This window comes from Sphingopyxis sp. A083, assembly GCF_001468495.1.
Lineage (GTDB): Bacteria > Pseudomonadota > Alphaproteobacteria > Sphingomonadales > Sphingomonadaceae > Sphingopyxis > Sphingopyxis terrae.
The window spans coordinates 438,546-450,840 of the sequence record NZ_LNSK01000001.1 but is presented as its reverse complement, the minus strand read 5'-3'; the positions used below and the strand labels follow the sequence as shown (position 1 = coordinate 450,840).

15 protein-coding genes are annotated in these 12,295 nt (G+C 64.3%); 5 read left to right on the top strand and 10 right to left on the bottom strand.

What is annotated here, in order from left to right:
- Window positions 1-136: 136 nt before the first annotated feature.
- The 10 genes from ATE59_RS02175 to ATE59_RS02135 all read right to left on the bottom strand — a co-directional run bounded on the left by ATE59_RS02175 (window position 137) and on the right by ATE59_RS02135 (window position 6,747).
- Window positions 137-643, bottom strand: a complete 507-nt coding sequence (locus ATE59_RS02175) for a TonB-dependent receptor plug domain-containing protein (RefSeq protein ID WP_058811043.1) — start codon at window positions 641-643, stop codon at window positions 137-139.
- Window positions 644-769: 126 nt separating this feature from the next.
- Complete coding sequence (locus ATE59_RS17705) at window positions 770-928, bottom strand: hypothetical protein (protein ID WP_231292907.1); 159 nt, start codon at window positions 926-928, stop codon at window positions 770-772.
- 7 nt (window positions 929-935) lie between these two features.
- On the bottom strand, window positions 936-1,283 hold the full coding sequence (locus ATE59_RS02170) for a hypothetical protein (protein WP_003046382.1): 348 nt from the start codon (window positions 1,281-1,283) through the stop codon (window positions 936-938).
- 26 nt (window positions 1,284-1,309) lie between these two features.
- Window positions 1,310-1,777, bottom strand: a complete 468-nt coding sequence (locus ATE59_RS02165) for a DUF411 domain-containing protein (RefSeq protein ID WP_223181175.1) — start codon at window positions 1,775-1,777, stop codon at window positions 1,310-1,312.
- A gap of 58 nt (window positions 1,778-1,835) precedes the next feature.
- Window positions 1,836-2,225 carry a DUF305 domain-containing protein gene (locus ATE59_RS02160; RefSeq protein ID WP_223181178.1) on the bottom strand — a complete coding sequence of 130 codons (390 nt, stop codon included), beginning with the start codon at window positions 2,223-2,225 and terminating at the stop codon, window positions 1,836-1,838.
- A gap of 92 nt (window positions 2,226-2,317) precedes the next feature.
- Window positions 2,318-3,529, bottom strand: coding sequence for a copper resistance protein B (locus ATE59_RS02155; protein ID WP_003046391.1), 1,212 nt, complete (start codon window positions 3,527-3,529; stop codon window positions 2,318-2,320).
- Window positions 3,526-5,361, bottom strand: coding sequence for a copper resistance system multicopper oxidase (locus ATE59_RS02150; RefSeq protein ID WP_374046507.1), 1,836 nt, complete (start codon window positions 5,359-5,361; stop codon window positions 3,526-3,528). Before ATE59_RS02150 ends, ATE59_RS02155 begins: the two co-directional genes overlap by 4 nt.
- 119 nt (window positions 5,362-5,480) lie before the next feature.
- Entirely contained in the window at window positions 5,481-6,065 is a 585-nt protein-coding gene (locus ATE59_RS02145; protein ID WP_003046398.1) for an RNA polymerase sigma factor, read from the bottom strand.
- Complete coding sequence (locus tag ATE59_RS02140) at window positions 6,062-6,499, bottom strand: periplasmic heavy metal sensor (RefSeq protein ID WP_003046401.1); 438 nt, start codon at window positions 6,497-6,499, stop codon at window positions 6,062-6,064. Before ATE59_RS02140 ends, ATE59_RS02145 begins: the two co-directional genes overlap by 4 nt.
- Window positions 6,500-6,501: 2 nt before the next feature.
- Window positions 6,502-6,747, bottom strand: a complete 246-nt coding sequence (locus ATE59_RS02135) for a hypothetical protein (RefSeq protein ID WP_137870392.1) — start codon at window positions 6,745-6,747, stop codon at window positions 6,502-6,504.
- Between the two features lie 164 nt (window positions 6,748-6,911).
- On the opposite strand from ATE59_RS02135, the gene copC reads away from it, so the two are divergent.
- From copC to ATE59_RS02110, 5 genes are all read left to right on the top strand, one after another.
- Window positions 6,912-7,295: a copper homeostasis periplasmic binding protein CopC gene (gene copC / locus ATE59_RS02130; protein WP_011542702.1), complete on the top strand. Its 384-nt coding sequence runs from the start codon at window positions 6,912-6,914 to the stop codon at window positions 7,293-7,295.
- A gap of 6 nt (window positions 7,296-7,301) precedes the next feature.
- Window positions 7,302-8,270 (top strand): copper homeostasis membrane protein CopD, encoded by a 969-nt coding sequence (gene copD, locus ATE59_RS02125; protein ID WP_003046408.1) that lies wholly within the window; start codon window positions 7,302-7,304, stop codon window positions 8,268-8,270.
- A gap of 32 nt (window positions 8,271-8,302) precedes the next feature.
- Complete coding sequence (locus tag ATE59_RS02120) at window positions 8,303-8,992, top strand: helix-turn-helix domain-containing protein (RefSeq protein ID WP_003046411.1); 690 nt, start codon at window positions 8,303-8,305, stop codon at window positions 8,990-8,992.
- A gap of 137 nt (window positions 8,993-9,129) precedes the next feature.
- The gene (locus tag ATE59_RS02115; RefSeq protein WP_003046415.1) at window positions 9,130-9,807 is read left to right on the top strand and encodes a class I SAM-dependent methyltransferase; all 678 of its coding nucleotides are present in this window, start codon (window positions 9,130-9,132) and stop codon (window positions 9,805-9,807) included.
- A 166-nt stretch (window positions 9,808-9,973) separates the two neighbouring features.
- Complete coding sequence (locus tag ATE59_RS02110; protein WP_037553293.1) at window positions 9,974-12,295, top strand: heavy metal translocating P-type ATPase; 2,322 nt, start codon at window positions 9,974-9,976, stop codon at window positions 12,293-12,295.

The window sequence follows — 12,295 nt, the reverse complement described above, 5'->3', positions numbered from 1 at the left end:
TATTCCGGCCCAACGCCTCGACAATGCCTTGATCACGCTTGGCAACGCGGCGCAGATCTCGATCGGAGGGATCGATCAGCGCCTCGCTGGCGCGCGCAGCAAACCCGTTCGCGGCCGAATGACGATCGCGCAGGCGCTAACCACGATGCTGCGGGGCACCGGTTTCACCTATCAGATCGTCGATTCGCAGACAGTGCGTATCGTCGCAGTCACGCAGAACCTCGAGCTGGCCGATCGCGATCGACGGGATCGCCGAAAGATCGGGTCCCTGCGATCCCCGGATATAGGGAACATTGGTGAACTGGACCGTCGCGCCGCGATGGCGCCGCTTGCCATTCACGAGCACCAGCGTCTGGTCCGGCGGCAGGCCGCGCAGCGAGAAAGGCCGGGTAAAAACGGCGCCGTCGTTGCTGACGAGGCGCTGGACATTGAGCGACGGGACCTCGGTGCGCAGGAGATCATTCATGTCGGCCGTGCCCTTTTCGAGCAGTTCGGCACCGGTGATGATGTCGATCGGCTGAGCGGAATCGGCCGCCTTGAGATCGTTCCGCCGCGTACCCGTCACGACGATTTCGCCCTGCGACGCGCCTGGCCCCGGCGCCTCTTTGGCGTTATCCTGCGCGAAGGCGGCGGCGGCCGACATGCCTGCCAGGACGGCGATAATCGAGCCACTCGTGCGAAGCAATTTTCTCATGGTCCCCTCCCATTTGCGAAAGCTCTCGGCTTCGCCACCGAGCTATCTTCGCGGCCTTGGCATGACCAGAAATAATCACCACTCATCGCTATAAACGAGATGGTTATTCCATATGGTTATATCTCTCGCTGCGGCATCGAGCAGCGCCCGACCGCGCGGCATGCCGGGCGCGGCGATGCCGGACACTTCGCGCAGCTTGTCCTCGACCGCCCGGGCGACATGCCGCGTCGGCACATGCTCCTTATTTTTTGTCCATATCGTGCCCGGCATGAGGATCGGGTTCGGGTTCGACAGGTTTCGGCGCTTCCGGCGCGGCCTTTGCCCGCGGCGGCACAGCGGCCTTCGCGGCGGGTTCTTGCTTGGGGCGGGATTTCTCCGGAGGCATCGCTTCTTCGGTCGGCGCCGCCGGGGCAGACGCGGCGGGCGGCTCGTCCGCTACGGGCATGGTCTCGACCATTGCGGGCGGCTCACCGGCAGTGACCTCACTCTGTTCCGGTGTGACGTCGCTCTGCTGCGCGGGCTCAGTGCCGCATCCTGCCAGAGCAAATATCAGCGCGGCGGCGCTCGCTAGGGGAATGAATCTCGTCATATCTGTCTCCTCTTCGTGTCGGCAGGTCATGCGCGGAATTCAGAAACCTTGCCGTCGCTGCCGAATGCCATCACTTCGAATGCGTCCGCGCTTCCGTCCGGCATTTCCATTCCCGGAGAACCGCGCGGCATGCCGGGCACGGCGATTCCGCGAATGTCGCGTGGCTTGTCGTGGAGGAGTCTCGCAACATGCCGCATCGGCACATGACCCTCGATCGCATAGCCGCCGATCACGGCCGTGTGGCACGACGCCAGCTGGCCAGGCACACCATATCGCGTCTTTACGGCGGCCATGTCAGCGCGGTTCTCGACAGTCACATCATAACCGGCCTTGCGTGCGATATCCGCCCAAGCTTCGCAGCAGCCGCATTCGGGATCGCGATAAACGAGCATTCGCTTGGGGCTGGACGTCTCGGCGCCCGGCGCGGGCGCCGCGCCATTCTTATCGCTGGTCGCCGCCGGGCCCGAGGCAGAATTGCATGCCGCAAGCGCCATCCCCGATCCGACCGCAATCAGGCCGAAAAGATGACGGCGCGTCATCAGATTTTTCATGTCATTTCCTCGCGAGAATGGATTTCATCTGTTCGATTTCGGCCGCCTGCCCCGCGATGATGCCGCGGCAGAGTTCGCGTATCTCGGCATCTTTGAGAGAAGCCTGTTCACACATGAGGATCGCGCCCGAGTGATGCGGGATCATCGAACGCAAGAAGGCCGTGTCGCCGATCGTCGTCTGTGTCCGGATGAGCCCGAAGCTCCCGAAGAAGGCAACTGCCGATCCCAGCAGCAGGAACGTATTGAGACGTTTCGACGGGAACATGCCCGGCATTGCGACGATCATCAGCACGACCATCGGCGAGACCATCATCAGCGTCATGTAGAGCATGTTGAGATTATTGTAGAAGCTCGAGAGGCGGTCGATCATGACGAACATCACCAGATACATGATGACGCCGCTGACGATCGTCTGCAGCGCGAGGCTGCGATAGGCTGGTTTCACGGCATTTCTCCTCGACGTGTCGCCACCCCGCGAAACTTCTAGAACCAGGCCCGCACCCCCATCACGAAGCTGACGCCGCTCGCATCCTCGCCCGCGGCGCGGGCAAAACGCGCGGTATCGCCGACCTTGCGCGCCCATTCGACGCCGACATAAGGCGCGAATTCCTTCACGACCTCGTAACGCAGGCGAAGCCCGAGCTCGAAATCCGAAAGCCCCGAACCAACGCCGGTCTCGGGGACATCCTGGAGCGCAAAATTGACCTCCGCCATCGGCTGGAGGATCAGTTTCTGGGTGATGCGCTGGTCGTAATAGCCTTCGAGCCGGGCGAGCAGATCACCCTTGTTCGAAAGAAACAGCGCGCCCTCGACTTCGAACCAATAGGGGGCGAGCCCCTCGAAGCCGATCGTCGCATAGGTGCGGTCGGGGCCGGGCCCAAGATCCTGCCTGATACCCGCCTGCGCGTTGAAATAGGGTCCGATCGCCCGGCTGTAGAGCGCCTGTACCTCGGCGCTCTCGATGCCTTCGCCGAACACGCCCTCGCCTTCGCTCTTGATCGTCAGCCGGTTAATGTCGCCGCCGTACCAAGCCTCACCGTCCCAGCGGAACCCGTCGCGGCCCTTGCGCGCCTGATATTCGGCAAGGTTGAAGCTGATGAAAGCGATGGTCTGCGCACCATTCTCTTTCATCATGTCGTGGCGCGAATGCTCCATTTCGGCTTGGGGATAAATGCGATCGGCATACCAGTCGCCGGGAGGCGCAGGCGCGGTAGCATCGCCCGGCGGCAAATCGGTGCCGCTAGCGCTGCTCGTGGTCGCCATGCCTTCCATTCCCGCCATCGCGTCCGCAGATCCGCCCTTCGGGGTGCAATGGCCCATTTTGGCATGTTCGGGCGGGCAATCGGGATCGGACGGCTGCGGTGCGCCATGATCCATCGCACCCATGTCCGAAGCGCCCTTGCCTGGAGCTTCCGCCTCAGGCGTACAATGACCCATCGCCGCATGTTCGGGCGGGCAGCTTGAAGCCTCGGGTTCCATGTCCATGCCCTGCATGTTCCCATGGTCCATCTGCTCCATCGACCCTTCGGCGGGCGCTTCGGGCGCGGACTGCGCTACGGGTGCTGGCGTTGGCGAGGGAGCGGGTGTCGGCGCGGGCGCCGCACCATGCATCGAATGATCCATCGACTGCGCCGCGGCGGGCACAGCAAAGGCCAGCGGGGCGATACCCGCGAGGAGAAGCGCGACCCGGGTCATTCGCCGTCTCCCTTCGGACGGACGCTGACGACGCGCATCATCCCCGCGTGCATGTGATAGAGAAGGTGGCAATGGAACGCCCAGTCGCCGAGCGCGTCGGCGGTGAAATCGAAGCTCGCGATGCCGCCCGGCTGGACAAGCACCGTATGCTTGCGCGGCGACCGGTCGCCCTTGCCCGTCACCAGTTCGAAAAAATGGCCGTGGAGGTGGATGGGGTGGCTCATCATCGAATCGTTGATGAGGTTGATCCGCACGCGCTCTCCCTCGATGAAGGGGATGGGCTCGTGATAGTCGGACATCTTGATGCCGTCGAACGACCACATGAAGCGTTCCATATTGCCGGTCAGATGGATGTCGAGCGAGCGCGAGGCGGCGCGGGTATCGGGGTTGCGCTCGAGCGCGACAAGGTCATGGTAGGTCAGCACCTTGTGCCCGACATTCTCCAGTCCCTGCCCCGGCTCGCCCATGCGATCCATCGGCATCGGCGAGATCGTCTGAACGCTGGGATCGCGCTTGACCTGCGGCGCGACACTGAAGTCGCGCATGCTGTGCTGCATGCCTCCGCCAGATCCATGATCCATGCCCGCCATCGCGCCGCTTTCCCCCGCTGGCGTACAATGGCCCATCTTGGCATGTTCGGGAGGACAAGAAGGGTCGCTCGCCGGCATGGGCATGGCGCCCATATCGCCGCCCGAATGGTCCATACCCGCCATCGCGCCGCCCGACATGTCGCCCATGCCCATGTCCTTCATGGTCGCGAGCGGCCGTTCGCGGAGCGGCGGCACCTCGGCGACCATGCCAGCGCGCGGTGCGAGCGTCGCGCGTCCCATGCCCGAGCGGTCATTGGCCTCGGCAACGAGCGTATAAGCACGGTCCTCGACCGGGGTCACGATGACGTCATAGGTTTCGGCGACCGCGATCTGGAACTCGTCGATTTCGGTCGGCACGACATTGAGCCCATCAGCCTGGACGACGGTCATCCTGAGGCCCGGGATACGGACGTTGAAGATCGTCATCGCCGACGCATTGACGATGCGCAGGCGTACCCGCTCGCCGGGGCTGAAGAGCGCGGTCCAGTTGTCGCGCGGACCATGGCCGTTGACGAGGAAGGTGTAGGTCGAACCATTGACGTCGGCGACGTCGGTCGGGTCCATCCGCATCTTGCCCCAATCGATCCGCTCCTTGAGCGGTTGATCCTTGCCGGCAAGCAGGCCCGCCAGCGTCTGGCGCTGCATGTTGAAATGGCCGGGATTGACCTTGAGCTTGCGGAAGATCGCCTCGGGCGACAATTGACTGTGGTCGGACAGGACGACGACATGCTCGCGGTCGTAGCCGATCGGGTCGGCGCCCGCGGGATCGATGACGATCGGGCCATAATGGCCGAGCTGTTCCTGAAGCCCCGAATGGCTGTGATACCAATAGGTCCCCGATTGAACGACCGGGAATTCATAGACAAACTTCGAGCGCGGCTTGATCCCGGGGAAGCTGACGCCGGGCACGCCGTCCATCTGGAACGGCAGGATCAGGCCGTGCCAGTGAATCGAGCTGTCCTCGTCGAGATCGTTGACGACGGTGAGGCGCGCGTTTTGTCCCTCCTTCAGCCGGACGAGCGGCGCGGGCACGGTGCCGTTGATCCCGATCGCGCGACTGACCTTGCCGTCGATGCGCATCGTCTGGCGCGCGATGCGCAGCGTTATGTCATTGCCGGATACGGTCGGAAGCGGCGCGGTGATGCCGGACGACACCGGCTGGGCCCAGGCCGGGAACCATGCGGCCATCGCCGCAGCAGCCCCTCCACCCAAAGCTCCACTGACGAACCGACGCCTTTCCATCTGCATATTCTTTCCGACCGTTACTGACTGTTCCTAAAGCTATACGCAGGCGGCACGCCTGCCCCTCAATAAAAATGCCGGACGATGAGGAGATGCCGCCTGAACGAGCGGTCGAACCCTCAACCCTCGGCGCTCGCAGATGTTCCCGCGAGCAATTCCCGGAGCCTGGTCCGCGCTCGATAGAGGCGCGTTTCGACTGTTTTCTCGCTGACCCGCAAAATGACCGCTGTTTCGGCCTGGCTGACCTCGTCGACACCGCGGAGGAGCAACACTTCGCGCAAATTCTGCGGCAGCTGATCGATCGCCCCGCGAACCCTGGCGAGCTCTCGCCTGTCGGTCGCCGCGGAATCGGGCCCAGGACCATCGCTTGCTACGTGATGCGCATTTTCGAGCGGGAGCGCGCGGGAGAAAAAGGCGCGCACCTTTCGCCGTCGTGCCCAGTCGCGACATTTGTTGAGCGCGATACGGGCGATCCATGTGCGGAAGGGGCGTTCGCCATCATAGCGATCGAGCGCCGAAAAGCCGGAGACGAACGTCTCCTGCGTCAAATCCATCGCCTCGTCGGCATCGCCGATCTGCTTTACGATGAGCCGGTAGACGCCCGTTTTGTAACGGCGCAGCAACTCGCGATAGGCGTCTTCGCGGTGCGCGCGCGCAAAGGCCGCCAGATCCTGGTCGCTACATTGCGATAGGTCGGCGCTCACCGCGCATCGGCGGTCAGCGCCTTGACCACGCTTTTGTCGAACATTTCCGCTTGATCGGGGTTGAGAACCCCGCGCATCGCGAAGAGATGCTGGAGCGTTTCCTTCTGCAATGTCCCCATCACCTCATGCGTCTCGTCGATCGCCTCGGTGACGCGCGGTCCATAGCCATGCTCGGCTTCGATCGCCTGCGCGAGCCGGACATTGGCGGCGCGCATCTCGAGTTCGAGCGCCTGGCGGCGACCGGCGAAGTCGGCTTCGATCCGCTCGAGTTTCTTTTCCTGCTCCGGGGTCAGGTCGAGTTGGCCGTGGAGAAGCGCATGAAGTTCGGTTTCGCTGGCTTTGGGCGCATCGGCTACCAGACGGCCGATGAACACGCCGGCAATCGCCGCGGCGAAGGCAATGAGCCCCAAGAGAAGAAGACGGCGCGACGGCATCGCTACTGTACATCCAGCAAGGTGGAAGGCACCAATGCGCTAGGCGGGCCGAATGGGGTCAGGGGGCTTGCCGCGACCGCCGGCTGGGAAATCGCACTCCCCGCAAAGACACCGCCGCCGAGCGAGACAAAGGCCGCGAGCGCCATCAGGCGGCGCATCGCTACCGCTTCGCGCCGGCGGATCGCCAATGCGCCCATGATGCGATCATCGAGCGCATCGAGCGCTGCGGGCAGATCGATCCTGTTCAAAATGCGAAGCTCCTTATCCATCGATCGTCTCTTCAAACCTTTCCATCATTGTACATACGCGCCGAAGCGCCTCACCCCTCACACCAGAATATTATTCCGGAATATTTGAGGGCCATGCCGATATCCTGCGTATTAGCAGGACAGACACGCATTTGGAGGTGTTCATGTTCAAGTCTCTTCTCCCCTCTGCAGCGGCGGCTTTCGCTCTGCTTCTCATGCCGGCCACGGCAAGCGCGCACACCAAGCTCGTCAGCTCGACGCCCGCCGCCAATTCGACCGTTTCGAAGGTCACGTCGGTCAATCTTCAGTTCAACGAAAAGATCGTCGCCTCGACCCTCAAGACCGAGCTGGTCATGACCGGCATGCCCGGCATGGCCAATCATGCCCCGATGAAGGTGCCTTACTCGTCGATGATGGGCAAAGAGGGCAAGTCGGCGATGCTGATGCTCAAGCGGCCGCTGACAGCCGGAACCTACAAGGTCACATGGTCGGCGGCGGGCGCTGATACCCACCGCATGGGCAGCGAATTCAGCTTCACCGTAAAGTAAAAGACGGTGGGGGACCCCGTTCTGATCGGCATCAGGTTCGCACTTTATGCGGACCTGATGCTCATCGCCGGCCTTGCTGCGTTCCCGCTTTTTGCGCTGACACGGAGCGAACGCCTTGCGCCGCAGTCGATGATGGCCTCGATCTGGCGCGCAGAGCGATGGCTCTGCGCCGCCGGACTGCTTCTCTCCATCTTGGGGATGGGCGTGCTCGCGGCTTCGATGCAGGGTGTGGGGCTCCTCTCCCTGGAACTCCAGCCTTTTTGGGACCTTGTTCGCGAGACCGAGGTCGGCACAGCCTGGGTCTACCGGAGCGCAGCGCTGCTGCTCGCGCTGGGAGTCGCGATCTGGATGGTCCGCTGGCCGACAACTTCGGCCGCCGTACTCGCGGCCGCGGGCTCGGTGGCCGTCGCGAGTCTGGTCTGGTCCGGCCACGCCGGCGCGACCGAAGGCGCCGCAGGCACCGTGCACCGGATCAGCGACATCTTGCACCTGATTGCAGCGGCGGTCTGGATCGGCGCGATCGGCGCCTTCCTGATCCTGATCTCACCACGTCGTGTCCGCGAATGGCCGGGCGGACTCCAAATTGCGGCGCGGAGCCTCGATCAATTCTCGCGCGTCGGTACGATCTGCGTCCTCGTCATCGCCGCCACCGGCCTCGTCAACAGCCAGATGATCGTCGGCGCCGAGAATCTCGGCCGTTCCCTCGGCTCGCCCTATGGACAATTGCTTCTCGCCAAGCTTGCGCTGTTCGGACTGATGCTGGCGCTCGCGGCGGCGAACCGCTGGCGGCTGACCCCGGCGCTCGCGGCCGCCGTCCCGGGGACCGATACCGACAATGTCGACGCCGACCCCGACCTCGCGATTGCAGCCATGCGCAGAAGCCTCATCATCGAAGCGTCGGCCGCGCTCGCCATACTCGCGCTGGTTGCCTGGTTCGGTACGCTCGAACCCTTCGTCACCGCCGATCCGGTTTGACCCCAAGCACCGCCTCTTGGTCGGGTTCGATCATGCTCGGGACCGGCTGGGCGCTCATTGACGCGCGCATCGGGAGCAGCCGTCCCCATAACCATGTGGCGCACCAGATCAGCCTCGCCATCGAACGCGACCTCGAAATTTCCGGTGATGCCGACCTGATAGTTCCCGCCGGACACGCCATTGCGATAGCGTCGCATGTCCGGCACCGCCTCGGGCCGCCGGGCGCCCTCGTGCGGTCATTTTATCTCGACCCGCTTTTTCGTGCCGGCACCCGGCTGTCCGCCGGATCGGCGCCTGTCCTGTTGACGCCGATAGAGACAGCCGGACTAGGTGACATCGCAAGCGGCGCGGACGCGAAGCGCTGGGCGTCCGACTATCTCGACCGCTCGCAGGCGCGTCCGGTGGATGCCCGCCTGTCCGAAGTGCTCGCGGCCCCTGACGATTTGTCGACCGCGCGCGCCTTGGCCGACGTCGCCTGCCTTTCGCCCTCGCGCCTCCGCGAAATCGTCAGCCGCGACTTCGGCGTGCCTCCGGCCAAATTGCTGCAATGGCTCCAGCTTCAACGCGCCGTGCGGACGCTGGTCGGCGGCGGAGGTCTTGCCGACGCCGCGGCGGCGGGAGGCTTCGCCGATCAGTCGCACTTCACGCGCCGCTGCGCTCAATGGCTAGGCGTGACGCCTTCGGCCGGCCTTAGTGCCTTCGCGTTCGAAATCGTGCCCTGAGCCGGATGCGCCTCGCACCGCGTCGCCCCGGCGAAACATTCAAGACTGCCGCGCCTGTTTGCCCTTAAGCGTCTCGTCGAGACCGGCGATTGCGGCCGCAATCCGGCGGCAAGCCAAAGCGTCGAAAGGAGACGGCCATGCCCGACCCGAAACCCGTAGCAAGATCCTACACGCCAGCGGCAGGATATCACTTCCTGACGCCCTTTTATGATTTCGGCGTCGCGGTGACAACGCGCGAGCGCGTGTGGCGCGACCGTCTCGTTCGCCATATGGCGCTCGGCGAGGGTGACGTCATTCTCGATATCGGCTCGGGTACGGGAAATCTTGCGCTGGCGATCGCTCGCCATAGCCGGGACGTCCGCTATCTTGGTTTCGACCCCGACGAGGCAGCGACGCGAATTGCCCGAACGAAGACCGCGCAGATTGTTCCACCGCCGGAGTTTCGAGTTGGCTTTTTCGCGGCTTCGGCGATCGATGACTGGCCCCCGCCTGCCAAGATTGCGATCTGCCTCGTCCTTCATCAGGTCGGGCTTGAGGAAAAGGCACGTCTGCTACGCGAGGCCCGGCAGGTGCTCGCGCCGGGCGGCAAACTCTATGTTGCCGACTATGGGGAACAGCGCAGCCGCCTCATGCGGTTGTTGTTCCGCCTCACGATCCAGCAGCTCGACGGCGTCCAGGACACCCAGCCCAACGCCGATGGATTGCTCCCGGTGCTGATGAGAGAGGCAGGCTTTTGCGATGTTCGCGAGCTTGAGACGTTCCGCACGCCAACCGGTGCGATCGGGATCATCGAGGCCCGAAAGCCCGGGACCTGACGGCACGGGGCAAAGAAAATCCAAGGGATAACCGCTCTTCTTGCGTATCGATAGAAGCGGCTCCATTCTGGAACCGCCAGGAACGACGCCAACGGCGAACTCGACCGGTGGCGTTTGGACCGCCCCGCCGCGAGGCGGGCATCCGACACATACGGGAGCGGCGGCGATGCACGATCATCAGGGCGCAGAAAAAGGCAGCGGGAGCACGACTGATCCGGTCTGCGGCATGATGGTCGATCCGGCCACCACACCTCATATCGCGACGCATAGCGGCAAGCATCACTATTTCTGCAGCGCAGGCTGCCTCGCCAAATTCGAGGCCGATCCCGATCTTTATGCCGCAAAACGCGAGCCGGCCGCAGCCGATGCACCCGAAGGCGCCATCTGGACCTGCCCGATGCATCCCGAGATCCAGCGCGCCGGCCCCGGAAGCTGCCCGATCTGCGGCATGGCACTCGAGCCCGTCATGCCGACAGCATCGGGCGGCCCCAGCGAAGAATATCGCGATATGCGGCGGCGCTTCTGGATCGGGCTCCTTCTCGCACTCCCGGTGGTTGCGCTCGAAATGGGCGGCCATCTGACAGGCCTCCACCAATATGTCGGCCGCCAGACGAACAACTGGGTCCAGATGCTGCTCGCGACCCCCGTCGTTCTATGGGCGGGCTGGCCCTTCTTCGAGCGCGCCTGGCTCTCGATCCGCAACAAGAGCCTCAACATGTTCACCCTCATTGCGATGGGGACGGGCGTTGCCTGGGGCTACAGCATGATCGCGGCGATTCTCCCGCAAATCTTCCCGGCAGCCTTCCGCGCCGCCGATGGCTCGGTCGCGGTCTATTTCGAGGCCGCCGCGGTCATCACGGTGCTGGTGCTACTCGGGCAGGTGCTCGAACTCAGGGCCCGCGAGACGACGAGCGGCGCGATCCGCGCGCTCCTTGACCTGACACCGAAGCTCGCCCGGCGCGTCCGCAGCGATGGAAGCGACGAGGAGGTAGCGCTCGAGGAAGTCGCGGTCGGCGACATGCTGCGCATCCGTCCGGGCGAAAAAGTCCCCGTCGATGGCATCGTCGTAGAAGGCCGCGGCACGGTCGACGAATCGATGGTCACGGGCGAATCGATGCCGGTGACCAAGGCGGCCGGCGCGGCGCTGATCGGCGGAACGATCAACCAGACGGGCGGCCTGCTCATGCGCAGCGAGAAGGTCGGGCGCGACACGATGCTCGCGCGGATCGTACAAATGGTCGCCGACGCGCAGCGCAGCCGGGCGCCGATCCAGCGTCTCGCCGATACCGTTTCGGGCTGGTTCGTGCCCGGCGTCATCGTCGTCGCCATTGTCGCTTTCGTTGTTTGGTCGCTTCTGGGGCCCGCGCCCGCCATGGCCTATGGCCTTATCGCCGCCGTCTCGGTGCTCATCATCGCCTGTCCCTGCGCGCTCGGCCTCGCGACGCCAATGTCAATCATGGTCGGCGTGGGGCGCGGCGCCGAAGCCGGCGTGCTGATCAAAAATGCCGAGGCGCTTGAGCGGATGGAGAAGGTCGACACGCTCGTCGTCGATAAGACCGGGACGCTGACCGAAGGCAGACCCTCGGTCGTCGCCATCGAAGTCGCCGGCGGCTTCGAGGAGCAGGATCTGCTCCGGATTGCCGCGAGCCTCGAGCGCAGCAGCGAACATCCATTGGCGGCCGCGATCGTCAAGGCCGCCGAGGACCGGGGCCTCGCGCTGGTCGAGCCATCGGGGGTCGACCAGCCGGTCGGCAAGGGTATCGTCGGGGTCGTCGACGACAAGGCGATAGTCCTCGGCAATGCGAGCTTTCTTGAAGAATATGACGTCGATCTGGGCGCGCTCACCGAGGCAGCCGACCGCCTTCGCACAGACGGCGCGACGGCGATTTACATCGCGGTCAATGGCAAGGCGGCCGGGGTCATCGCCATCGCCGACCCCGTCAAGGAAACGACGGGCGACGCGCTCGCTGCGCTGCGCGAAGCCGGAATCAAGGTCATCATGCTCACCGGCGACAATCGCGTCACCGCCGAGGCGATCGCGCGGCGCCTCGGCATCGACGACGTCGAGGCCGATGTCCTCCCCGACCAGAAGAGCGCGGTCGTGCAGCGGCTGCGCGAAGAGGGCCGGATCGTCGCCATGGCCGGCGACGGGGTCAACGACGCCCCCGCGCTCGCCGCCGCCGACGTCGGCATCGCGATGGGCTCGGGAACCGATGTCGCCATCGAAAGCGCGGGTGTGACGCTACTGCGCGGCGACCTTCTGGGCATCGTGCGGGCGCGGCATCTCAGCCATGCGACGATGGCGAACATCCGTCAGAATCTCTTCTTCGCTTTCGCCTATAATGTCGCCGGGATTCCCGTCGCTGCGGGCGTGCTCTATCCGATTTTCGGACTATTGCTCTCGCCGGTCATTGCCGCCGCTGCAATGGCACTCTCGTCCGTCAGCGTCATTGCCAATTCTTTGCGGCTGCGCTTTGCCAGAATCTGA